The 25,109-nt window shown below is 36.8% G+C and carries 14 protein-coding genes; 6 read left to right on the forward strand and 8 right to left on the reverse strand.

Going from position 1 to position 25,109, the window contains the following annotated elements; all coding sequences use genetic code 11:
* Nucleotides 1–65 precede the first annotated feature (65 nt).
* Nucleotides 66–3,752 (forward strand): hypothetical protein, encoded by a 3,687-nt coding sequence (locus D017_RS14015; protein ID WP_081804698.1) that lies wholly within the window; start codon nucleotides 66–68, stop codon nucleotides 3,750–3,752.
* Between the two features lie 189 nt (nucleotides 3,753–3,941).
* Here D017_RS14015 and D017_RS14020 read toward each other — a convergent pair whose 3' ends face one another.
* Entirely contained in the window at nucleotides 3,942–7,667 is a 3,726-nt protein-coding gene (locus D017_RS14020) for a metallophosphoesterase (RefSeq protein ID WP_035337359.1), read from the reverse strand.
* Between the two features lie 48 nt (nucleotides 7,668–7,715).
* Here D017_RS14020 and D017_RS14025 point away from each other — a divergent pair, with 48 nt between their 5' ends.
* On the forward strand, nucleotides 7,716–8,957 hold the full coding sequence (locus tag D017_RS14025) for a Pycsar system effector family protein (RefSeq protein WP_035337361.1): 1,242 nt from the start codon (nucleotides 7,716–7,718) through the stop codon (nucleotides 8,955–8,957).
* Between the two features lie 47 nt (nucleotides 8,958–9,004).
* On the opposite strand, the gene D017_RS14030 is transcribed toward D017_RS14025, so the two are convergent.
* Nucleotides 9,005–11,392 carry a GAF domain-containing protein gene (locus tag D017_RS14030; RefSeq protein WP_035337362.1) on the reverse strand — a complete coding sequence of 796 codons (2,388 nt, stop codon included), beginning with the start codon at nucleotides 11,390–11,392 and terminating at the stop codon, nucleotides 9,005–9,007.
* Between the two features lie 81 nt (nucleotides 11,393–11,473).
* Between D017_RS14030 and D017_RS14035 the strand changes: the two genes are divergently transcribed.
* The 3 genes from D017_RS14035 to D017_RS14045 all read left to right on the forward strand — a co-directional run bounded on the left by D017_RS14035 (nucleotide 11,474) and on the right by D017_RS14045 (nucleotide 14,782).
* Nucleotides 11,474–12,610, forward strand: coding sequence for a TlpA disulfide reductase family protein (locus D017_RS14035; RefSeq protein WP_035337364.1), 1,137 nt, complete (start codon nucleotides 11,474–11,476; stop codon nucleotides 12,608–12,610).
* Nucleotides 12,611–12,677: 67 nt separating this feature from the next.
* Nucleotides 12,678–13,733 (forward strand): endonuclease/exonuclease/phosphatase family protein, encoded by a 1,056-nt coding sequence (locus D017_RS14040; protein WP_035337365.1) that lies wholly within the window; start codon nucleotides 12,678–12,680, stop codon nucleotides 13,731–13,733.
* A gap of 161 nt (nucleotides 13,734–13,894) precedes the next feature.
* Nucleotides 13,895–14,782 carry a mechanosensitive ion channel family protein gene (locus D017_RS14045; RefSeq protein WP_035337370.1) on the forward strand — a complete coding sequence of 296 codons (888 nt, stop codon included), beginning with the start codon at nucleotides 13,895–13,897 and terminating at the stop codon, nucleotides 14,780–14,782.
* Nucleotides 14,783–14,857: 75 nt separating this feature from the next.
* Here the strand turns inward: D017_RS14045 and D017_RS14050 are convergent, their stop codons facing one another.
* The 3 genes from D017_RS14050 to D017_RS14060 form a co-directional block, all read right to left on the reverse strand.
* Complete coding sequence (locus D017_RS14050; protein ID WP_035337372.1) at nucleotides 14,858–16,117, reverse strand: aminotransferase class I/II-fold pyridoxal phosphate-dependent enzyme; 1,260 nt, start codon at nucleotides 16,115–16,117, stop codon at nucleotides 14,858–14,860.
* Nucleotides 16,118–16,254: 137 nt separating this feature from the next.
* The gene (locus tag D017_RS14055; RefSeq protein ID WP_035337374.1) at nucleotides 16,255–17,295 is read right to left on the reverse strand and encodes a pyridoxal-phosphate dependent enzyme; all 1,041 of its coding nucleotides are present in this window, start codon (nucleotides 17,293–17,295) and stop codon (nucleotides 16,255–16,257) included.
* A gap of 133 nt (nucleotides 17,296–17,428) precedes the next feature.
* Nucleotides 17,429–19,489, reverse strand: coding sequence for an oligopeptidase B (locus D017_RS14060; protein WP_035337376.1), 2,061 nt, complete (start codon nucleotides 19,487–19,489; stop codon nucleotides 17,429–17,431).
* 121 nt (nucleotides 19,490–19,610) lie between these two features.
* Here D017_RS14060 and D017_RS14065 point away from each other — a divergent pair, with 121 nt between their 5' ends.
* The gene (locus tag D017_RS14065) at nucleotides 19,611–19,934 is read left to right on the forward strand and encodes a YbaB/EbfC family nucleoid-associated protein (protein WP_035337378.1); all 324 of its coding nucleotides are present in this window, start codon (nucleotides 19,611–19,613) and stop codon (nucleotides 19,932–19,934) included.
* A 161-nt stretch (nucleotides 19,935–20,095) separates the two neighbouring features.
* Here D017_RS14065 and D017_RS14070 read toward each other — a convergent pair whose 3' ends face one another.
* The 3 genes from D017_RS14070 to D017_RS14080 all read right to left on the reverse strand — a co-directional run bounded on the left by D017_RS14070 (nucleotide 20,096) and on the right by D017_RS14080 (nucleotide 24,905).
* Nucleotides 20,096–21,202, reverse strand: a complete 1,107-nt coding sequence (locus tag D017_RS14070) for an OmpA family protein (RefSeq protein WP_035337380.1) — start codon at nucleotides 21,200–21,202, stop codon at nucleotides 20,096–20,098.
* Nucleotides 21,203–21,394: 192 nt separating this feature from the next.
* The gene (locus D017_RS14075) at nucleotides 21,395–22,423 is read right to left on the reverse strand and encodes a GntG family PLP-dependent aldolase (protein ID WP_035337382.1); all 1,029 of its coding nucleotides are present in this window, start codon (nucleotides 22,421–22,423) and stop codon (nucleotides 21,395–21,397) included.
* Nucleotides 22,424–22,508: 85 nt separating this feature from the next.
* On the reverse strand, nucleotides 22,509–24,905 hold the full coding sequence (locus tag D017_RS14080) for a zinc-dependent metalloprotease (protein ID WP_035337385.1): 2,397 nt from the start codon (nucleotides 24,903–24,905) through the stop codon (nucleotides 22,509–22,511).
* Nucleotides 24,906–25,109 lie beyond the last annotated feature (204 nt).

Consider the following 25,109-nt stretch of genomic DNA (forward strand, 5'->3'; position numbering starts at 1 on the left):
TACTTTAATAGTACTATGGCAACTATTTAGGAGAAAAGAGATGTACATTGAAAAAAATATTTCTTGTGAATAAAAGACTACTCTTCTTTAATAAAATGTTTGGCTTATCTATTGTATCTCTGCTATTTATAGCGTGTGCTGTACATCGCGATAATTATAGAGATAAAGATAATAGTACTTTTTTTGACTCCAATTCTAGAGAATACACGAGCATATTTTCTATAGCCAATGCTGGTGCAGCCTTGAAAGGTCCAAATAGCCAATTAATCGTCTCATTAGAAAAAGAGTTTGCCACATTATCAAAAGAAGATGACTATCTCCTATTTCTAGGAGATAATCTACATAATAGCAATCTAGAGGATAGCCAGGTTTCATCTCAACTAGATGCACAATTATCGTTATCTACATCATTCAAAGGAACTTCATTATTTCTCACTGGAGAGCAAGAATGGAACGAGAGAGGTGTAAAAGGTCTTGAAGATATTGAGACGTACATTGAAGACTTTTATAAGGAAGAAGATCACTTTCTGCCTAAAAATGGTTGTCCGCTGGAGGTAATAAGCGTGAATGACGAAATAGAGCTTATACTCATAAACTCACAATGGTATATTGAGGATTGGAGTAAAACGGACGGAATTAATGATAAGTGTGAGTTAAAGACAAGAGTACAATATAATACCTTGCTCGCTAGTGAAATGCGTAAAGCTCGTCACAAAACAGTGCTTATCGCTATGCATCATCCTTTATACTCAAATGGTATTTATGGGGGAGAAATCCCGTCTACTGTTGTATATAAACCTACTTCTGAAAATGCATTTATACCACTTGCAGGAGCCTCGTGGTCATTTTTAAGATCACAAGGAGGCCTTTCTAAGCAAGACCGATATAATCCTCTTATGAACGAGTTAATGTCTACCATAGAACTAGCTGCGTTTGATGTTCCTAAGGTAATTATAGTTTCTGGTCATGAACGCTCTTTGCAGTATATAGATCACGGGGCTATAAAACAAGTAATTACGGGAACGGGAAGTAGTGTAAAACCTGCCCGTTTGAGTAAGAGAGGACTGTTTACCTCAACAAAGCCTGGATATACAGAAGTAAGAATTTATGAAGACAACTCATCATCTGTTCACTTCTTTACTTTGCAAGACGGTGCGTTTAAAGAAGCCTTTAGCCAGAGAGGTGTTCCTAGGCTGTTTCCTGGTGGGCAACCAGAACCTTATAACCTTGATTCTCTTACTACAGTATTTCCTAAAACAGTGAAGGCATCTGTGTATCCTGCAGAGGCTGTAAAGAAATCTGAGAAGTATGAAAAATTTTGGGGTAAACATTATCGATATGTATACGGAGTTGATGTAGAAGCACCCGTTGTACTACTCGATACCCTGTACGGAGGACTTACTGTAGAAAGAGCAGGTGGTGGAAACCAGACTAACGGTTTGCGACTAGTAACAAAAGACGATAAAGAGTATAACATGCGAGCTATTGCAAAAGACCCAATCGCCTTTCTTAAATCTGCTGGATATAATGATCTTGATGGAGAGAGTTATTTTAAAGGAACTGTGCCGGCGAGTATCATTAAAGATTTTTACACCGCTGCACATCCCTATGGCGCTTTTGCTATCCCTAGACTAGCAGGCGCTATAAAATTACCACATACGCATCCTAAATTATTTTATGTGCCTAAGCAAAAACTTCTAGGCAACTTTAATAAAACACATGGAAATCAATTATACATGATTGTCGAAAAACCTGATGGCGATTTTGATAATTCACATATGTTTAGGTTTAGTAAGGAAGTAGAAAGCACTCAGGATCTTTTTAAAGAACTACGCGAAGATGATCAAAATCAACTTGATGAAAGAACTTATATAAGAGCTCGCATTTTTGATATGCTCATAGGTGATTGGGATAGACATGAGGATCAATGGCGCTGGGCACAAAGTCAAGTAGATGAGAAAGAAGGAACTACCATATACACTGCTGTCCCTAGAGATCGCGATCAAGTGTTTGCAAAGTTTGATGGTTCATTTCTTACCTCAATGCAAAAAGTGATGAGTGGTTTGAGACAGTTTGGTAATTACGGCCCAGATATTCCATACATAGAACAATTTAGCCAGAGCGCTATTAATCTCGACCGGGCCTTAGTGATGCATTCAGATAAGTCTGTGTGGATAGAAGAGATGAAGTATATCCAGCAAAATATCACACCTGAAGTGGTAAAAAAGGCTTTTAGTGAGGCTCCAATTGAAATTCAAGATGAGATATGGAAAGGTATTCAAACTGATCTTCTCTCACGTAAAGACAACCTAGAGGACATTGTACAGAGGTACTACAAGCACTTTCTAGAGTTTCAAGTGCTCAAGGGAACCGATAAAGACGACCATTTTGATATCCAGAATCTTGCTAATGGTGAGGTACGTGTAACGGGCTATAGAATTAAAGATGGTGAAAAAGGAAACGTATTATTTGATCGTACTTTTAATCCTGTTGATACTAAAGATATCTGGATTTATGGACTTGATGACAAAGATGTATTTGATGTGCAAGGTGAACATAAAAGTGCGATTAACATTGTGCTATCTGGAGGATTAGATAATGATACTTATGAAATTATTGGTGGAAATAATGTTACCATATACGATCAAAAATCTACTAATAATAAGATTGTAGATAAAGGGAATGCGACAAGGCACATAGATGACATTTATGAAAACCGCATTTACGATGCAGAGAGAACACCTAAAAAAGGAGGAAGCTTTGGTCTTGAGGCGGTCTATAATCCAGATGAAGGTTTCTCTCCAAGAATACAATTTGGAAAAGCTACTTTAGGATTTGAAAGAAATCCTTTTACTACAAAATTTGAGCTAGATGCTCGCTATATTTCCCTTACACAAGCTGGTGATGTTAACTTATCATGGCACAAAGCACACCTTTTTCATGACTGGAATTTCAAAGTTTTTGGACGAGCAACTACTGCAAATTTTACAGAAAACTTTTTCGGAGAAGGTAATAGTTCACTATACAACACCACCAACTCTTTTGACGCAAACCGCATTAATATGCAGTACCTCACAGGTGGTATAGGATTGTATTACAATGGAGAATACGGTACCACTTCTGAGATTGACATATCTTATGAAGATATAAACGTGGGACCTCAAAATAATACTAGCATAGTAGATGCTCGTTATTTTGTAATAACAGGGCTCTATAATTATCATAGTATCGATGATGAGCGATTCCCTACTCGCGGGATGGATGTGGCTATAAGAGGAAGTTTTCTTGATGAAGTAACCTGTACTAATACTGTAGGAGTGCTAGATCCTCGTCTTACGCTTTGGAATGCAATAGATAGATCTCGTGATCTTGTACTTAAAACTAGTATAGCGGGACAGTTGCGCTTTGGAAATGATATACCATTCTATAAAGCAGCTTCGTTAGGAGCAAATACAGGGTTGAGATCTTATAGGCAAGATCGTTTTATAGGCAAACAAGCGCTTGCAGCTTCAGCAGATCTGGCTTTCCAATTGAAACCCATTAAAACAGCATTTTTTCCATTGAGAATAGATATGTATGCAGGTTATGATACTGGAAGAGTCTGGAGCGAACTCATGGAAAGCAACACACTACATTATAGTTATGGTGGTGGTGTTAATCTTTCTACCGCTAGTGCTCTTAAAGGAAATATAAGCTACTTTGACGGTCCAGAAGGTGGAAGATTAGGCTTCGGCATATCATTAGGATTATAATTAAATACTAGTTTTAGAGTTACGCTTTCGCGAAAGCGTGAAAAAGGAAATTTACCCCCTAAAAAAGAATCAAGTCTTAGTCTTTTACAACCTACACAAATTCAAAAATAGTACACAAAAAAAGCTCCCAAATAGGGAGCTTTTTTTATGCATTAATGCGAGATTTTAAAGTCTTTCTATAAAGGATTATTACAATCTTACACCGAATCTAAAATCGATTCTCATACCATCTTCACCAGCAAACGCTCCTAGTTGGCCAGATACAGTATCTACCATATTTAACCAGAAACCTCCACCAAAGTTATTGTGCCACTTCTCACTATCTTCTCCATCAAGCCAAACACGACCTACATCTCCTCCGCCAAAAACACCTATCTGGATAGGAATCAATCCTGTAGAAAATCTATTGAAACTATATCTCAAATCTGCCGAACCAGCTAGTGCTGATTCTCCTGTAAATCTATTAAATCTATATCCTCTCAAACCAGAATTTGCACCTAAAGATGCGGCTTGGTAGAACTCATAGTCATCACCTATGCGCACTTGAGCTTGCACAAGTGTTTTAAGGACTAACTTTCTGTTTTTAGACAAGGCATTATAAAACCCTAATTTAGGATTTACATAAGCATACATTCTACTACCATCGCTTATATTGCGCTTTGCTCCTATTATTGTTGCAAAATCCATTCCTCTTGTGGGGTTAGCCTGGTTATCTGCACTTACATAGGTATAAGCTCCTTCTACGCCTATAAAAGATTGCCCTCCAAAGAAATTACTGCGATCTGGTGCAAATAAGCTAGCATCATCTATCACTCGGCCACCTGTAGGTTCAATTTCAATACGCTCATAATTAAATACAAATCGCAATCTACTTCCAAAGGTGTTGTCACTTTCTACTCCTATATGTGCGCCTACTTCCCCATTACGAACTCTATTGAAGTCTAACCCTAAATCATCATCATTATTTACAGTCTCGTTACCAAAACCAAAGAAGTTACGAGAAAAAGCTTCGTTTGTAAACTTACCTCCTACTATCAAGTTCCACTGCCCAAAAGCGTTTGCAAAATTCCCTTCATATTTTAAACTTAGGGACTCCGTAGCAAATGAATAAGTTCCATTTAGCGTATGCCTACTACTAAAAGGATCATTCTTAAAACCGTTAGTAGTAAACACATCATTTATTCCTATCAGAAAACCATCATCAGGATTAAAACCTATAGCTGGTAAAATATTATTTGCATAACTCTTTTTCTTTAAGGGATCATAGGTGTTAAATGAATAAATATTTGACATTTTAAAACTTGCGCCTCCTTTTTCTTTTATCGTATTAGGCAATGTTTTGTGCTCATAAACCTTGAGGCGACGACCGTCTTTTATCTCGTAGATATCGTTGTTTTGTCCTCCTACAATTTTCATTCTTATAGGCGACTTTCCTTCTCCACTTACCTTAAAGCTATCATCATCATCAAGACCGTAAATCCATATCTCGCCAGTCTCATCAGAGTTTATAACACGATCTACAAAAGGAGTTTGAACTTCTCCATCTTTAATTCTTGATATCTGGACTCTAGTCTCCTTATCATTACGAGTAATTTCAAAATGATCATCCTTATCTGTTCCTGTAAGTACTACTAGCGAAGCCAGATAATCATAATATTCACCTGCGATGTCAACAATGTTACCTCTACGTTCTTTAAGGCTTTTCTCAATCTCATCTACACCTACATCTTGAACTTCAAGAGGCAATTTTGTAAATGCTCTCGCGATATCTTCATCACTGAGATTATCTTGTATATATTGAGCTTGTGCTATCCAATCCTTCTTTACAGAATTCTTGGTGAGCACCCCACCAACCATTATTATACCTGCCTCGTTAATCCACTTTACATTTTCTAGATCTCCATCATAATTTTGAAACTGTCTAGACGCTGGAATTAATGTTTTGAGTAATCCTAAAATAGCACCATCAAATTTTGAAAAAACCTGATCTCTATCTCTTGGAATAGGCTTGTATATTTTTTTTCCATCACTATCAAAACGTGCCCATCTCCACTGGTCTGCGTGACGATCCCAGTCACCTATAAGCATATCAAAAATACGTGCTCGTAAATAGGAGTCTTCATCTACTTGATACTTCTCATCCTTACGTAAGTTTTCATAAAGATCATCTGTACTATCAATACTATCAGGGTTTCCAAAAGAAGGAACATCTAGAAAATCTTCGTCTGGGCGTTCTTCTATAATGTATAGTTCATTCCCGTACTCTGCATTGTACTTACCTAGTGCATCATGTTTGGGCACATAAATTAAGCTAGGGTTTGTGTGATAAATACCCACTGCATCAGATAGCTCTGCCACCGCAAGGGAAGCATATGGATGTGCAGAAGTATAGAAATCTAAAATTAAATCTTCTGTAAATGTATCTCTGAATTCTTCTTGAACAAAAACCTCTTTAAAAGCAACACTTTGTAGGAACTGCACTGCGCTCTTTCTCACTGCTCTTAAATTATAAGCTCTCCCATCTTTATCTTTAAGTCGTAAAGATCTCGTCTGGTGACCTCCACCCTTACGATCTACTGTAAAGCCGCCCATGAGTGTGTCTAGCGTAGCAACTTTAGCGGTTACTGGAGTTCCGTAAACAGCTCTATAATGATCTCCCCATAGTGACTCATGTACATCTGACACATCTGTATTATTCTGTGCATACACTGTAGCCATCACAGTCTCTGGATATATATCTGGTAGCGAATCTAAGTTTACTTCCTTACGAGGAGCAAAAACCTCTTTTGTATATAATAAAGTAGGTTCTCCTTGATTTGCCGCATAAAATCTTACAGATGAAGACTCATCTTCATATACGTCCAGAATAGCAAATCCCTGACCTCCGTAAGAAAACAAACCATCGTCTCCTAAAGCTGCGGCACTGTTCTTTGCTCCTGCTCCGCTCACGATTTGCTTTATACCATCATGCTCTATATACTGGATACTATGCTCATGTCCTGATGCAAAAATCACTTTATCTGTATCTCTCGCAAGTACAGAGATGCGCTGCATTAACTCATTATATTGCTTGTTATAGCGATCTTGAATTGACACTCCACCCTGTGATCTTACTTGGGTAACAAGAGACGCAAGAACAGGTAGTGGTAAATTACTCTGTGTAGGATACAATTGCTTTCTTATACCATACTTTCCACCATGTATCCCATTTGTATACATCGGGTGGTGCATTACTACAAGAATAGTCTTTTCGTTATTCTTTTTGAACTCATTTTCTATTTCTAAAAATAAATCAGTTCTATTCCTAATGTCACAATTATCATTAATTGTAGGATGCTTGTCCCAGTCTTCTAGATACCACTGTGTGTCTATAATCATTAACTCTACAGATTCACTTAAGCTTTTCATTTCAATAGGACACCCATTTTCAGGTTGAAATGCCTCCTTATCATCTAGCGCGTCTTCTATATACTTCTCTTGGCGCTTTACACCTTCTACGCCATCTGCATACCAATCATGATTTCCTGGGATAAACATCGTTTTCCCCTTGAAGTTTTCGACTGCTGCTACTTGTATGTTTAATCTGCGCTCAGCTTCGGCTCTTTCTGGGTGTTTTTTTGATGGAAGTCCCGCATCATAAATATTGTCACCTAAAAAGATTGCATAGTCATTCTCTGTCTGTGCCGTGTCTATCACTTTCTTAAATGCGTCAAGAGCATAGGTGCTACCACCATCTTTATCTCCTCCTGCATCGCCTATGAGGTAGAAGGTTTTATGTATACGCTTTCGCGAAAGCGAACTATTATCAAAACGAGAAGGCTCGCTTGACTCATCTGCATATTTAGGAGAATAAGTCGCACAACTACTAAGCAAAATGGCTACTGAGAAGTTAAGAAAACGGTAATATTTGTTCATGTCCTTGTTTTTAATGTACATTAGAGGTCTAACAGGCTTATAGTAACTATGACTGAACTACTAGAAAAGACAGATAGATTTATTTCTGAACTATTTGATAATGAACTACCTAAGACATGTATATATCATAACTATGTCCATACCAAACGAGTACTTAAAAGTACCCAAGAAATAATTGATAATAGTGAAGAAAGTCTTAAAGATGAAGAAAAGCTCATCTTACAGCTTAGCGCACTACTACATGACATAGGATATGTAGATGGAACCGAAAATCATGAAGCGCGTAGTGCTCAAATGGCTGAAACGTTCTTAAAAGAACAAGGAGTTGAGACTTCCATCATTGAAGAAGTCAAAAAGGTGATTCTCGCTACAGATATGCGTGTAGAACCTCAAACGTACCTAGAGAAAGTATTGAGAGATGCAGATGCATCACATTTTGCCAAGAATTATTTTCCTGAAGCAAGCGAATATTTGCGTCAAGAATTAAAAATTAAAGGCATTAAAGAATTTACCGCCGAAGAGTGGAATAAGGCAAATATTGAGATGTTTACTGTCAAGCATCGCTACTACACGCATTATGCACAAGAAAACTGGAAACCTAAAAAAGATAGTAACTTAAAAGACCTTACAAAAGCAAGAAAGAAGGCTAAAAAAGCACGCAAAAAGGAGAAACTAAAAGTCCAACTTAAAGATGCTAGCCCTGAAAAAGGCATACAGTCTATGTATCGCATAGCGCTGCGCAACCATATTAAATTAAGTGATATTGCAGATACTAAGGCAAACATCCTTCTTTCTGTAAATGCAATTGTGATTTCTCTCGCTCTAGCAAACCTAATCCCAAAACTAGAGTCTCCTAGCAATGCTCACCTTATTTACCCAACGGCTGTGTTTGTACTTTTTGCCATGATATCAATGATTATGTCTATAATTGCTACTCGACCTAATGTCACTAGGGGCGAGTTTGACAGAGAAGATGTAAAGTTGAAAAAGGTGAACCTACTCTTTTTTGGTAATTTTCATAAAATGAAACTAGAAGATTACGAATGGGCGATAGGAGAAATGCTTCAAGATAAAGAGTATATATATTCTGCTCTTACTAAAGATTTATATTTTCTTGGAGTCGTACTCGACAGAAAGTATAAACTATTGAGAATTACCTATAATATATTTATGGTAGGCATTGTTATATCTGTACTTACTTTTGCCGTGTTCTTTGCATACAGAGATCAAGCTGTTGAAGTCATGGAGGATGTAGAAGGCCTCACTAATGTAATATCAACACTACTATAAAAAGTAAAACGGGTTCTTTGCAGAACCCGTTTTTTTTATGTGTTATCTTAATTTTTTATTTCCTCTATGAGATCTTCATAGGTATAAAACTCTTTTGCCTCTTTACCTATTACTTTTTTATACAATACATTCACACGTATAGCTTTTAAGCCTGTAACCGCTTGTAAGTCTTCTAACTCAAGGATTTCTACTTCATTACCTAAGTGATTCTTTAATTGTAAGAAGTTTATATATCTAAGATACTCTTGCTCATCTGCTTCTTGTGAGTAGACTATAGTGATTTTTCCAGCTTGTGTTATACGTTCTGTAGTACCTTTTATAAAAGCCTTATCCACACGTTTCTTTACAACTTCATAACGAGCATTATAAGTTCCATCTACATCAAATCTTTTTTCATCCATACGGTAACGTACAGATAATGATGTATTAAACACGAGAATCATAGAGGCTACCTCAAGTGGATGATCCATTTTTTGCGCAAGCGAGAAATGCTCGTTTTCCATCTCACACATGACTTGTAGCTGCCACAACCTTAAGTTGTAGAGATAAATCTTATTGAAACTATTATGCTTTGTAATAGACTCACCTACATACATATTGTGCTCTACCCCATCTGTCTTAAAAAGCTCAAAAAAGTGAGGGTACATCATTTGCGCCTCTTTCTGCTTGCGTTGTAATACAGAAGCTAGACGTTTATTTAATAACATTACAGATTCATCATAAAATTTACGATGACGATATACAAGACCTAGGCTATCTTCTATCTGGCTTCTGTATGCAGTAATTAGCTCATTAAGCTCGTCACTTTTCTTAAGTAAATGCGTAAATAATGGTCGGATATTCTCACTCAAGAAATTTAAAATCTTACGCTCACTATCTACCTCTAATTTCTCTTTTGTTTTCTCTAAAAATATATTAAGATTGAAAATAAGTTGCTCATAAATAGGTAGACTTTCATTAGTCTTAGCAGCTTCTAATATCGCAATGGCATTATGTAACTGTAATAATATATCTTTTTGAGTAGCCGCATTACGAGACTCAGAAGATCCTTTAATATCAATTTGACCAAATAATGGATAAACATCCTTAAAAACAACATCTCTATATTGCACGTTACTATCTCCTTCTATCTGTAACCTTAAGTAACGTTTTGCTTCTTTTTCAAACTTCCAATACACACTTTTATGAATAGATGTACATTCATTTTGAATAATTAGATCTATTTCATTTTCTTGTTGCTCTTTGTTACGTAAAACCGCATCAATAAGATACGGCATAATGTCTGCAAGTTTATTTGCATTTATACTATTAAGAGCACCTTTATTAGGAGAGGCCAGCTCTAGAATACCAAGTAAAACTCCTTTGTGACGTATAGGGGCTAGAATAACACTTTTTATACCTTGGTCATAAAGATTTTGATACATCTTTATGCTCTTGTCGCTTTTGTGATGTTTTTCAATATCTGAAACAGCAAAGTAATCTCCTGTATTAAATACGGCTTCATAAGATCCTTTACAGAGTATGGTATTACATGAAGCCTCGGTATCTCCGTACAACAGGTAACTACTTATGTCTTTAAATGGCACAAGCTCAAAAGCCTCATCTTCCTTATTATAATTTGAGAAACCTATTTGTAATTCTGGAAGACCAAATATCGCTTGAAAAATTCTATGGAAATCGTGTGTAAAGTTTATATCCTCATCTTCATAACGAAGTAATCCCGACTTAAAATCTGAAATAGAAACTTCGGTGGTTGCGTCATATAAATTTGCCACCACAAATCCTTTAAAAATATAACTGTGGGGAGGAAATTTTTCTTTCCACAATTCTATATTATCAAAATTATCTAGGAGTATGTTTACTTCTTCTTCAGTTATTTTAGGTGTTCCCTCCTTACGCTCTATATCAATGTAATCTCCATTATAGAGCATCCTATAGAAACGTGTCATTCCTAGACCATCAGGAATTTCATAATAAAAAGGACGCCTAAAGTCTATTTTAAAACCATAGTACTGCATGAGAATAATACTACATCCCATGAGATAATAGTGGTCATCATTAAAATTTTTAATCTCTGGAATAAAATTATCGCCGGCATTGAGAAGTATATTATCATACCTCTCTGTAGATTGTAATACAGCCTCTTGAAAAGGCATAGAGGCAATTTTTATCTCATTTTGTTGCAGTGCGCTTGGAAATAAATCACTAAAAAGATCATCTATTTGATTTTTATAAGTGCTCAGGCTATCAAGATTTTTTATTCCTGATTCTAATTCTGGATACTCAGAGACAATTTCCATTATTTCTTTTGCACGCCTTTGTAATCTTAAATTATTTGAGGCGAGATTATTTTTATAATGACTCAATAATTTACCTACACTAAAATGCAATTCTAGCGGGAACTCTTGATCTCTAAAATGTACTCCGGTTTTCATAAATTGGGTCTTCAAAACTCCTCTTCTCTTCTTTATTAATAACTGTAAACCTTATTTTTGTTATTATAAAAATATGATCTCATGAAACAATTACTAATTCTTGTAATTTTATTCTCTTTATTCTCCTGTGGAGATAATAATAGTACTCCTATAAAAGGTACCGCTGCTGGTATGGCTGATGGTACGTCACTTATCTTAGAGGAATTAGGGCCTAATAATAAACGTATTCCTTTAGACACTGCCATTGTAAATGCTGGTAAATTCACTTTTACAAAAGCTATAACAGAAGGCACTGGATTATTAATACTAAGTGAAGCTACAGCTACTAGCCAACTTTTGCTAGTAAAAGATGAGCAACCACTTACTCTAACTCTGTACAAAGATAGCTTATCTAGCTCTTTAGTCACAGGTAGTATAGAAAATGAGTTGTTTAATAATTACCGTAAGACTGCTATGCAGACTAACAAAAAGAGACAACAGCTCATTCAAGAGATGCAAAAGGCACAGAGAGAAACAGATGGAATTAAGGTAAACATTATCCGTGACCAAATAGCAGCCATGGACACGCAATTTATTACCGATAAAAAAGCAGTAGTTGAGAAAAATACTGACAAAATGGTCTCCGTAATTGCACTATCTGACTTAATAAATGAGAAAGTCTTGAAAATTGAAGAGTCCGAAGCATATTACAATAGTCTTTCTGAGGATATTCAAAACTCTACTGTGGGAGAAAGTGTAGAAAATTATATCGCTCAACTCAAATCACAACGTATCGCAAGCAGTCTCGCTAGCATAGGGAATAAAGCTCCTGAGTTTACCGCAAAAACTCCAGAAGGTAAAGACCTATCACTTTCTGAAACTTTAGGTAAATATACCATCATTGACTTTTGGGCTTCATGGTGTCGTCCTTGCCGTATGGAAAATCCTAATGTTGTAAATGTGTATAATCAATATCATGATAAAGGCCTTAATATTATAAGTGTATCTCTTGATAGGCCAGACCAAAAAGAAAGATGGCTACAAGCCATAGAAAAAGATAAAATGGACTGGTATCACGTATCAAACTTACAGTTTTGGCAAGATCCTATACCTAGAAGTTATGGAGTACGAGCAATACCTGCGACATTTTTACTAGATGAAAATGGCGTTATTATAGCAAAAGATCTAAGAGGCCCTGCACTAGGAGCAAAAATGAAAGAGCTCTTAGGAGAAATTTAGGTTTATTCTTCACAAACAATTCTAAAAAGCATCGCTCCTATCGCGATGCTTTTCTATTTTTACTATAATGTTACTACTACTATTCTCAATATTTATCATAGGGCCACTACTCCCCTTGCTTCCGGCGACACACTGGAGCATACGCTTTTTTGATTTTGTGAGAATTCAAACAGTAGTTATTCAGCTACTTTTATTGGGAGTTGCATTTATATCCTGGGAGGTCTTCACTGTGACACAAATAGTATTTATCGCTGTGATGATAGCGGTACTTTTATTTCAATTATGGCTCATAAGACCTTACACACCTTTTTATCACAGACGCAAGCCTAAGGCAGAGTTCCATAAAGAACAGCTCACACTCGTTACCGCAAATGTATTGCAGACTAACACGAACTACGATAAATTTATAACTATCATAAAGGAGAGCAATCCTCATATATTTATCACCATGGAGTCTGATCAAAAGTGGGATGAAGAAATATCTCAAGCTTTTCCAGAGTATACTCACACCGTAAAAGCAACATTAGATAACTTTTATGGAATGCATGTGTATTCAAAAATTCCGTTTCAATCTTCAGAGATTAAATATCTTGTAGAAAAGGACATTCCATCGATACACTGCGAGATAACCTATGCAGACCAGCCATTTAATCTTATAGCAATACATCCTGCTCCTCCTAGTCCATCAGAAAACGAAACTTCAAAAGAACGTGATGCAGAGTTGATGCTGGTAGGTAAGCAATGTAGAGAATCTAAAGATGCAACCGTCGTTTGCGGTGATCTCAATGATGTGGTGTGGTCTAAGACTTCGAGACTTTTTAGTAAAATCACAGGATATCTAGATCCGCGCGTAGGTCGTGGTCTCTATCCATCCTTTCATGCAAATTACTGGTTGCTCAGGTTTCCCCTAGACCATTTATTTTACTCAAAGGATCTGCATGTAACAAACATGAAACGACTCGCATATTTTGGGTCAGATCATTTTGCAATGTACTACAACATAGCATTTCCTATGGTAAATATTGATGTTGCAAATCCTAAAATGAGTACAGAAGACAAGCAAAACATTCAGGAGATAATAGGCGATGGAATTCTTTCGGCTAGAGCTTCACAAAATCCTTAAGCGGAGGATTAATGTTTTTTCACGCTTTCGCGAAAGCGTGACAATTCCCATTGAACTTCTTAATATTTACTCAAAATATCTTAGTACACGCGTTAATGATGGTTAAAGCCCTTGTGCAAGGCAAGAAGCAGAGGTAAATTGAAATCCAACAAAAAAAAGACATGGATAAGATTACCGAATCATTAAATAACCTATCGACTAAATTGTGGGGATGGGTAGAAGCATTTATAAGAAACTTACCGAATTTAGGCGTTGCTCTTTTAGTATTACTTATTGCTTACTTCGTATCGAGATTTGTAAATAAGTACTCCCAAAAAATTGTAAAACGATATGTACCGCAACAGTCTATCACTAAACTTATAGGTAGAGCCCTCGCTGTATTTGTAGTACTTGTAGGTATATTTCTTGCCTTAGGCGTATTAAACTTAGATAAAACATTGAATACCTTAATTGCTGGTGCAGGAGTTTCTGGGCTTGTTATAGGTCTAGCATTGCAAGGTGCTCTTGCAAATGGAATCGCGGGTATTATTTTATCATTTAGAAAAAGAGTAAATATAGGAGACTGGGTAGAAACTAGTGGATATGTAGGTTTTATAGAAGATATTAAGCTCAACAACTTTAGTATTAGAGAGCCAGATAATAATATTGTGGTGATACCTAACAAAACAATTACTGATAATCCGATGAAAAATTATTCGGTTACAGATCGCATGCGCATTATCATAGAATGTGGTGTAGGTTACGAGTCTGACCTAGAAATGGTAGAAAAACTTACTAAGGATACCATCTCAAGTAAATTCCCTCAAGAAGGTGATAAGGAGGAGGTAGAATTCTTTTATACAGCCTTTGGAGGAAGCTCAATTGACTTTGTATGTAGATTTTGGGTAGACTGTGTAAATGGCAAACAAAAACTAACTGCCAAGCACAAAGGAATGCTAGCGATAAAGAAAGCCTTTGATGCAAATGATATAAATATTCCATTCCCTATTAGAACATTACAATTTGATAACCAATTGCACATGGCTTCATCTACTGATAGTCAAGAATAAATTTAAAATAGTTTTAAAAAAAATAAGCCGTTACTCAAAAAGTAACGGCTTATTTTTTTATTATTTATTAGAACTTTATGCTCCAAAAGCTTCTGCTACCTTAGCAGAAAGTCTCTTATATGTTCCATTATCTAATCGTTCTCGTATTGCCTCAAAAGCATTGAGCGTCTCTTCTACATCTGTAAGTGTATGTGAAGCTGTAGGTATCATTCTAAGTAGAATAAGCCCTTTAGGAATCACTGGATATACTACAATAGAACAAAACACACCGTGGTTCTCGCGTAAGTCTTTTACAAGCGCCATTGCTTCTGGCACACTCCCTTTAAGATATACAGGTGTTACACAAGATTGCGTTGTTCCTATATCAAAACCTCTTTCTTTAAGACCTCCTTGAAGTGCATTAACATTCTCCCATAACTTCTCGCGAAGTTCTGGCATAGAGCGTAACATGTCAAGACGCTTAAGTGCTCCGACCACAAGTTGCATTTGCAATGACTTTGCAAACATTTGTGAGCGTAAATTATATTTTAAGTAATCTATTATTTCTTGATCTCCAGCTATAAAAGCTCCTGTAGATGCCATAGACTTTGCAAATGTTGCAAAATATACATCTATATCATCTTGTACTCCTTGCTCTTCTCCTGCCCCTGCTCCCGTTGCTCCTAAAGTTCCAAAACCATGAGCATCGTCAACTAATAAACGGAAGTTAAATTTTTTCTTAAGGGCAACTATCTCTTTTAGTTTTCCTTGCTCACCACGCATTCCAAAAACACCTTCAGAAATCACAAGGATTCCTCCTCCAGTTTGCTCTGCCATTTTTGTAGCTCGCTCAAGGTTTTTTTCGATACTTGCCATATCGTTATGCTTGTAAGTAAAACGTTTACCCATGTGTAAACGAACACCATCTATAATACAAGCGTGAGTATCTACGTCATATACGATAATGTCATCTTTACCTACTAATGCATCAATAGTAGACATGATACCTTGGTAACCAAAATTTAAAAGATATGCCGCTTCTTTTTGTACAAACTCGGCACATTCGTTTTGTAATTGCTCATGTAGCGCAGTGTGACCAGACATCATACGAGCACCCATAGGGTAAGCCGCACCATAGTCTGCTGCTGCTTGCGCATCTACCTCACGTACTTCCGGACGGTTTGCAAGACCTAAATAATCATTTACACTCCATGTAATTACTTCTTTCCCTTGGAACTTCATTCTGTTAGAAATAGGTCCTTCTAGTTTAGGAAAAACAAAGTATCCCTCTGCCACTGAAGCCCATTTACCTAATGGCCCCTTATCCTTGTAAATTTTATCAAATAAATCTCTCATAAACTTGTTTTGAAAACAGGTGCAAAAGTACACCTTTTTGATATTTTGAACAAATGCAAAAACAATTGCAATATGATGCCCAAAATAAAAAGCTCCTACATAGGTAGGAGCTTAAATATACGTAATATTCTAGATGTTTACTTTATGTATTCTATAGTCGCTACTGTCTCTTCATTTTGACTATCAAAAAAACCTTGATCATTCATCCACTTGTCACTAAATACTTTACTCATATAGCGACTTCCGTGATCTGGAAATATAACAACCACCTTGCTATTGTCATCAAATTCTCCTTGTGCTGCGAGTTGCTTAAGACCTTGTACAGCTGCTCCACTTGTATAACCTACAAACAGACCTTCTGTAGTTGCAATTTCTCTTGCTGTATGCGCACTCTCTTGATCACTTACTTTTTCAAACTTATCAATGGCATCAAAATCTGTTGCTGTAGGTATTAAGTTTTTACCTAGTCCTTCTATACGATATGGATAGATTTCTGCTGCATCAAATTCACGAGTTTCATGATATTTTTGAATCACAGATCCATAGGCGTCAATCCCTATAATTTTTATGTCTGGATTTTGTTGCTTTAAAAATCTTGCAGTACCAGATATAGTACCTCCTGTTCCACTACAAGCAATTAAGTGAGTGATATTTCCTTCTGTTTGATTCCAGATTTCTGGTCCCGTAGTATTAAAGTGAGCATCCATATTTGACTCATTAAAATACTGGTTGATATATACAGATCCTTTGTTTTCCTCATGTAAACGTTTTGCAACGCTATAATAAGATCTTGGGTCGTCTGCCTTTACATTTGCAGGACATACGTACACCTTTGCTCCCATCGCTTTTAAAGCATCAATCTTATCTGGCGATGATTTTGAGCTTACAGCAAGAATACACTCATACCCCTTAATTATACTCACCATTGCAATACTAAATCCAGTGTTTCCAGAAGTAGTTTCAATTATCGTATCTCCAGGTTTAAGGACTCCTGTGCGCTCTGCCTCTTCTATAATGTGAAGAGCAATACGATCTTTTGATGAGTGTCCTGGATTAAAAGCCTCTACCTTTGCGTGAAATTGACCTTTAAAACCTTCAGTAATTTTATTTAACTTGATGAGCGGTGTGTTACCTACTAGTTGTAACACATTATCATACACGTTTAAATCCTTATTCATATATCTTGATTAAAGCGTTGCACAATCCTAAAAAAGAGCCGTGCAAAACAGAGCAAAAGTAACACAAAAATGTGGAACGTCTTTCCTCTACTTCACTTCAATATCATGCAGTTATAAACAGCAAACTGGCACACTATTGGTTAATAGACTCTAAATCAAGCAAAAAGGCATAATCTTCGGCAATTTCTTTTAAGGCTTCAAAGCGTCCAGAAGCACCACCATGACCAGCATCCATATTACAATGAAACATGACTTTTGTATCCGCAACGTTCATTTCTCTTAATTTTGCCACCCATTTTGCTGGTTCCCAGTATTGCACTTGACTATCATGATATCCAGTGGTTACAAAGATATTTGGATACGCTTTCGCGAAAGCGTTGTCATAAGGACTGTAGCTCTTCATGTACTCATAGTATTCCTTTTCATTAGGATTACCCCACTCATCATACTCCCCTGTAGTAAGCGGAATAGTATCATCAAGCATCGTAGTTACTACATCTACAAATGGTACAGCAGCGATTACACCATTATAAAGCTCTGGCGCTATATTTATAATTGCACCCATTAATAAACCTCCAGCCGAACCTCCATAAGCATATAAATGACTAGCCGAAGTATAAGACTTACTTATCAAATGTTTTGAAACATCAATAAAGTCTGTAAACGTATTCTTTTTCTTGAGGAGTTTTCCATCCTCGTACCATTTTCTACCTAAATATTCACCTCCTCTCACGTGAGCAATTGCATATATAAAACCACGGTCTAAAAGAGATAATCTTATTGTAGAAAAAGAAGGATCTGTCGTACTTCCATAACTTCCATAAGCATACTGTAATAATGGAGCAGTACCATCTAGCTGCGTTTCTTTATGATAGATTATAGAGACAGGAACTTTAACGCCATCTTGAGCAGTTGCCCAGATGCGCTCCATATTATAATTATTTTTATCAAAGGTTCCACCCAAAACCTCTTGCTCTTTGAGCACTACTTTTTCTTGGGTAACCATATTAAAATCTATGACAGACGCAGGTGTATTAAGAGCATTGTATGCATATCTTAAAATCTGCGTATCAAAATCGATATTTGTGGTAGGGTAAGCATCATAAGTTTCATTATCAAATGGCAAATAATAGCTTTCTGTATTGTCCCATCGCTTAATGTGAATTTTATTCAAACCATTATTGCGCTCACTTACCACAAGAAAATCCTTGAAAATCTCTACATCTTCTAGTAGGGTATCATCACGGTGAGGTATAACATCTACCCAATTTTCCATTCCAGTAGCAGAAACTGGCGTTTTCATCAGTTTAAAGTTGGTCGCCTTATCCTTATTAGTCTGTATATAAAAAGAATCGTCATAATGAGATACTGCATACTCTAGCCCCCTTGTACGTTCTTGAAAAACCTTAAAATCAGTAGTCCCTTTTGCCGCAGATGCAAAACGAAATTCACTTGTCATCGTACTGTCAGAACCTATCATAATATAGTCCTTAGACTTTGACTTAAAAACATACGTATAGAATGTCTCATCATTTTCTTGATAAACAAGCTCGTCTTTACTTGGATCTGTACCTAAGGTGTGCTTAAATATTTGATTAGACCTTAACGTTTCTTCATCTTTACGCGAGTAATAAACGGTTTTATTATCGTTAGACCAAACGGCACCACCAGTAGTATTTTTAATTTCAGCTGGATAAATTTCTCCAGTCTTGAGGTTTTTAAACCTTATTGTATACTGTCTTCTACTTACTGTATCTATTCCAAAAGCAGCAATCATATTATCCTCAGATACAGCATAACTGGCTTGACTAAAATAAGAATGTCCTTCTGCCATTTTATTATTATCAAAAACAACAATCTCTTCACTATCTAAGCTAGCTTCTTTTCTACAATATAAAGGATAGTCTTTTCCAGTCTCAAAACGACGATAGTACCAAAAACCGTTGTGTTTATATGGCACCGAGGAATCATCTTCTTTGATACGCCCTTTCATTTCTTCAAAAAGCGATTGCTGAAAGTCCTTAGTATGAGCTGTAAGTTTATGATAATATTCATTCTCTTGATTTAAATAATCAAGAACCTCAGGAGCATCACGCTCTTTCATCCAGAAATATTCATCAGTTCGAATGTCTCCGTGTTTTTCTAATTGTACGGGAATTTTATTAGCTACAGGAGGTAATATGGGCTTTGTCAAAGTATTTTGTTTTAAAAACTGCTTGCAAAAATACAACGCGTACGGTTAACTATTTTCCATTCTTGTAAATAGCTTCATAATCATTTAATAACTTTGTTTTCTTAATATTAAACACAAAATTATGTTTGGAGATATGATGGGCTTAATGGGTAAACTCCAGGAAGCAAAAGTAAAAGCAGAAGAAACAAAGGAACGTCTTAAAACAGTTCTTGTGGATGAGTCATCATCTGATAATTTGTTAAAACTTACAGTTACAGCAAGTGGACGCTTAAAGGAGATCACTCTTGATGATAGTCTACTTGAAGATAAAGAGCAATTAGAAGATTATTTAATCTTAACCCTCAATAAAGCCTTAGAAAAAGCACAAAGCATTCACGATACAGAAATGGCAGCAGTTGCCAAAGAAGGGATGCCTAACATCCCTGGTATGGATATGTTCAAGTAAGCATTATCCAATATTAAAATTAAAAGCCAATCAATTAATTTGATTGGCTTTTTTTTGGTTTACCGTATTAAACCAATAGTAGAGATTACTATAAATAAAAAAAGCGCCTTCTTACGAAGGCGCTTTAACATTGGGCTGGTTAGCTAATGTTTTATAAAGTCTTAGTTATTGATAAGACGGAATTCAGTACGACGGTTAGCAGCATGCTGACGCTCAGTACAAGAAACACCATCTGCACAACGGTTTTTAAGCTTACGCTCACCAAATCCGTTTGCTACAAGAAGACTGTTGTTTACTCCTTTAGAAATAAGGTAGTTTGCTACAGACTGTGCACGACGCTCAGAAAGATCCTGGTTAGAAGAAGCAGCTCCTCTAGAATCAGTATGTGAAGCAATCTCTAATTTTACACCTGGGTTTTGAGCTAATAATGGCATAAGACGTGTGTCGATGATGCTTTTAGCAGCAGGAGTTAATGTTGCAGAGTTAGTATTCCAGTTGATTGGAAGTGCTTGGTACTCAACAAGAGCACACTCAACTTCTCTCCAAGTAGTAAGACCACCTTTTTGCTTAAGAACTTCTTTAGATACAGTGTCAAAAGTTGCAGCAACTACATCTTCAGTAGTAGTAGCATCTTTTACCATTACAGTTTTAGTAATAGTTGCAAATTCAGCTGGGATTTCTTCCTCAACTACACGTGCTGGCTGATCAATTACTCTTACAGTGTAAGTTCCGTTTGCAGAAGCACCTGGAGTAGACTGTACAGTTGCATCAGAAGCTAAAGTACGCTTAGATACAGTAGTATATTCTGCTGGGTATCCTTTGTAACACCAGTAACGACAATCGTCAGGGTTAGAAGAAGCACAATCAGGAGCTGGAGCACCTAATTCCCACTGCGCATATGCAGATTTTACTTCAATAGTTTCAGTATCGTTAGAAAAAGATGCAGGAATTACTCTTAAAGAAGATCCTGAAGTACTTTTAACATAAGTTACTGTTTCAGTTTTGTAAGTAGCAGGAATTACTCGAAGACGCTTAGAAGCTTCTTTTACCATAACACGCTCAGTAACTGTATCATATTGAGCAGGTACTACCTTAAGAACCTTGTAAGCAGGAGTCTTTTGGATTTGAACACTTTGAGTCTCATAAATGTCTGGAGTAGTACAACGTACATAACATTTTCCTGGCTCTGGGTTTGTTGGTAAATCTTGCGCTTGAACATTTGCAAATGCAAAACCTACAAAGGCACATAAAAATAAAATTTTCTTCATAATGTTGATTTTAAAAGTAATTGTTGTGAATTTCAATTTCAAAGTACAAAAATAAGTGCTTTCCCTAACAAATGCGTTAACTTTTTTTTAAGAATTTTAAATTCTGACGAAATCACATCTTTTACCGATGAAATACATGAATAAAATGAAACTTAGCAATTGTTATGATATTAATGCATAAATCCTCAAAAACTAGACACTCTCAAATTTCTTCAAAACGTCTAAAACAAGCTTATGAGAAGCTTCACTGTAGTCATAATGAGTAACAATTCTCAACTTACCCTGCCCCATATCACTTATAACAATATTATTATCAATGAGATAACTCAAAAAAGCAGCTTCATCAGTAGTTTCTTTAAGATTAAATATTAAAATGTTGGTCTCTATTTCTTCGACAGATTTTATATATGATAACGAGTCAAGTAATTTTCCAATTTCTTTTGCTTTAGAATGATCATCGGCCATTCTATTTATGTGATGATCTAAGGCATATAAACCAGCAGCTGCCATAAAGCCCACTTGCCTCATTCCTCCACCTAATACCTTACGCACGCGCATAGCTTTATTCATAAATTGCTGTTTACCTACTAAAACAGAACCCATAGGAGCTCCAAGTCCTTTGGATAAACACACAGAAATCGTATCAAATAGCTCTCCATAAGAGCTAGCCGTTTGACCAGTAGCTACAAATGCATTCCATAAACGCGCTCCATCTAGATGTAATCCTAGACCATGGGCATCACAAACTTCTTTAATTTTTACAATCTCATCAAGATCATAACAAGCACCACCACCTTTATTAGTTGTGTTTTCTAGACATACCAATGTTGTAAGCGGGCTATGATAAAAATCTGGTGGATTTATAGCATCTTCCACCTGCGCTGCAGTTATTAAACCACGATGACCATCTATAAGCTTGCATGAAACTCCACTATTAAAGGACACTCCTCCACCTTCATAATTATAAACGTGTGCATACTTATCTGCGATGAGTTGTTCTCCAGGTTGGGTGTGAATTTTTATGGCAGCTTGATTAGTCATACTTCCTGTAGGGAAATAGAGCGCGCTATCCATCCCAAACATCTCTGCAATACGCTGTTCAAGCTTATTTACCGTGGGATCCTCTTTATAAACATCGTCGCCCACTTCTGCACGCATCATATAATCAAGCATTTCAGGCGTAGGCTTTGTAATTGTATCAGAACGTAAATCTATTTTCATCAAAAAATATAGGTATTAATTAAGGAGATTGTTAGCTAATCTCCATTATGATTGGCTTAATAATGTATGCGCTTTCGCGAAAATGTTATTCAAAACACCCTATAGGCGATCCATCGGGAATCTTAGGTGATGGAAGAACTTTAAACTTCTCTGGTGATTTCAAAAAGTCCTTAATCTCATCTACCATAAATGCAGCATTAGCATCAGAGGATTTTGAACCAAAATTAGACATCACCTCTTTTAACTGTGCTTTTGCAAAAGCCTTAGTTTGTGGTATCGCCCTTGAATGATTTGCAAGGTTCATTAGGTGCTTCAGTACATTATAATTTATAGTCTGCTGCACCTCCTTGTGGTAACTATCTGATTCTTTTGAATAAAGTGTAGCCTCAACTAAAGTCTCTAACATACCATCTAATCCCATTTGCTTACTATCTAATGCCTTCTGTTGCACTAGTCTGTTTGCTCGTTCTGGGTGCAATAGCAAACCTAATGTCATATCACTAGCTGTCGCTGCTGCGCCTAGTGCATCAAATGCTACTCCATCATTACTTTTAAAACTTTCTCTAGAGCGATAATAGCCCTGCGCTCTAGGTGGAAATAAAGCCAATTTATCTTTGGGAATTGCTAGTTGGCTAGCGGTAAGTGTTTTTAAAACACTTTTTAAAGCTCTCTGCTGCTCTTTGGGCGTAAGTGTTTCTGTTACTTTGAGATTATTATCTCCTTTAACAGCATAGTTATAATCAAGACCTCCTATCATCTTTACTGCTCCTTCGGTTTGATATCTATGATAGAAATATAAAGGGACAAAAACATCTTCAAGCACTGAGTATGGCTCGTTTGTACGGATGTTGTCTATAGAAAAGTTTGAAATTGCACCTTTTCTAAGAACAAGCATTTTCTCTAACTCATCTGCCGCATCTGTTCCGTTATCCCATAAGTGTGCTTTATAATGTGCTCCGCCTTGAGCTCTTGCATCACTATCTGTAATGTATCGCAATCCTGCCTTTTCTGCACTAGTAAGTATATTATCAAGAAAGACCTCTTCTGATGTTCCCTGAGGTGCCACTCCGTAGCTATAGTTAACAGTTACTTTATCCCAAGCTCCTATTCCTGTGGCGTAGGCATTAGAAAAATCTACTTCGTCACCAGACCATGTAAGTGTAGGGTGTGGATAATCCATCACACTTGCTCTATTTTCTGTACTAGCAGCAAAGTTATGTGCAAAACCAATGGTGTGTCCCACTTCGTGAGCGCTTAGCTGGCGTATTCTAGCTAACGCCATTTCTAGCATAGGCTTGTAATTATCATCTCTTTCGGCAAAAGGTTTATTCATGAGCGCTTGAGCAATAAGGAAATCTTGACGAATACGCAGACTCCCTAAACTTACATGACCTTTGATAATCTCACCCGTACGTGGGTCTGTAACGCTTGCTCCATAACTCCACCCTCTTGTACTGCGATGTACCCATTGTATCACGTTATATCGCACGTCCATAGGATCTGCATTTTCGGGTAACATTTTTACTTGAAAAGCATCTTTAAAACCAGCAGCTTCATAGGCTTGATTCCACCAGCTGGCTCCTTCTAATAATGCAGAACGAACAGGTTCTGGAGTACCTGGGTCTAGATAATATATGATAGGCTCTACCGACCCACTTACTGCTGCCGTTGGGTTTTTCTTTTCTAAACGGTGACGGTTTGCATAACGTTTTACAATAGGCTCTTGTATAGGTGTTGCATAATCTAGATATGTAGTTGAGATATTTCCAGCTCTTGGATCAAAACGTCTAGGTGTATAATTATCATCTGGTAATTTTACAAATGAGTAATGTTGCACCACTGTGAGTGCACTCGCATCTGGAGCTACACTTCTTATGTTTCTGCCAGTAGGTGTACCTTTAAATGTAAGTAGCGCTTCAAACTCTGTATTTTCTGGAAATGCTTTTGTGCGTTCCATATACATTGCGCTTCTAGTCTTATCTAATTTATAGGCTCCTTCTTTACTTCGCTTTAATCTAGCAGCCACTCCATGAGTGTCTTCTAGTAAAAATGGTGTGAAATCAATGAGGTACTTCCCTCCTTTTGTTTCCTTAATAGGAAACCCAAACAGCACCGACTTTGCAAATGCTTCCTCTATAGATTTACGCTCTAAGGCATTATCAGTGTTTGCTCGGTATTTTAAATTAGGCTGGACTAGTAATAATTTATTACCTGCCTTTTGAAACTTTACAACCGCAGTTCCTCCTAGTTGACCTCTATCTATCCCAATATCATTACTTCCTAAACCTGTGCGAAGAGAGTGAACATATAAAAACTCCTCATCCAGCTTATCTACCTCTACATATACTTTATCCTCGCTTTCGTCATAGTGAAGGGTGAAGAAACCCTTTTCTGTAACGAGGTCTTTTTTTGTTTCTAAAAATTGTGCGAAGGCAGAGCTTGCGACAAGCAAGGTAACGGTGAGAATTAGATATTTTTTCATGGATTGCTGTTAAGGTTGTCTAAGATACGTGTTTAGCTCAAAAAAGTAAATCCAAATATCAAAATAGCTAATATCATCTGGCTGAATATAGTAGGGACACACAACACCCTCCAAGCTAGCCCCGATTGCCGTGTAAATCCCACAGCTGCCTGGCGCAGCCGGCGCGAGGAATTGCAACAGAAAGCGGGAAACCTAGTGTCCGGT

The sequence above is a fragment of the Dokdonia sp. PRO95 genome, assembly GCF_000355805.1.
In the GTDB taxonomy this organism is placed as follows: Bacteria; Bacteroidota; Bacteroidia; order Flavobacteriales; family Flavobacteriaceae; genus Dokdonia.

Excerpts from the sequence above, each read along its gene's own strand:
- D017_RS14020 (WP_035337359.1), bottom strand. The coding sequence starts at position 7,667 with ATGAACAAATATTACCGTTTTCTTAACTTCTCAGTAGCCATTTTGCTT.
- D017_RS14025 (WP_035337361.1), top strand. The coding sequence starts at position 7,716 with ATGACTGAACTACTAGAAAAGACAGATAGATTTATTTCTGAACTATTT.
- D017_RS14030 (WP_035337362.1), bottom strand. The coding sequence starts at position 11,392 with ATGAAAACCGGAGTACATTTTAGAGATCAAGAGTTCCCGCTAGAATTG.
- D017_RS14035 (WP_035337364.1), top strand. The coding sequence starts at position 11,474 with ATGAAACAATTACTAATTCTTGTAATTTTATTCTCTTTATTCTCCTGT.
- D017_RS14040 (WP_035337365.1), top strand. The coding sequence starts at position 12,678 with ATGTTACTACTACTATTCTCAATATTTATCATAGGGCCACTACTCCCC.
- D017_RS14045 (WP_035337370.1), top strand. The coding sequence starts at position 13,895 with ATGGATAAGATTACCGAATCATTAAATAACCTATCGACTAAATTGTGG.
- D017_RS14050 (WP_035337372.1), bottom strand. The coding sequence starts at position 16,117 with ATGAGAGATTTATTTGATAAAATTTACAAGGATAAGGGGCCATTAGGT.
- D017_RS14055 (WP_035337374.1), bottom strand. The coding sequence starts at position 17,295 with ATGAATAAGGATTTAAACGTGTATGATAATGTGTTACAACTAGTAGGT.
- D017_RS14065 (WP_035337378.1), top strand. The coding sequence starts at position 19,611 with ATGTTTGGAGATATGATGGGCTTAATGGGTAAACTCCAGGAAGCAAAA.
- D017_RS14070 (WP_035337380.1), bottom strand. The coding sequence starts at position 21,202 with ATGAAGAAAATTTTATTTTTATGTGCCTTTGTAGGTTTTGCATTTGCA.
- D017_RS14075 (WP_035337382.1), bottom strand. The coding sequence starts at position 22,423 with ATGAAAATAGATTTACGTTCTGATACAATTACAAAGCCTACGCCTGAA.
- D017_RS14080 (WP_035337385.1), bottom strand. The coding sequence starts at position 24,905 with ATGAAAAAATATCTAATTCTCACCGTTACCTTGCTTGTCGCAAGCTCT.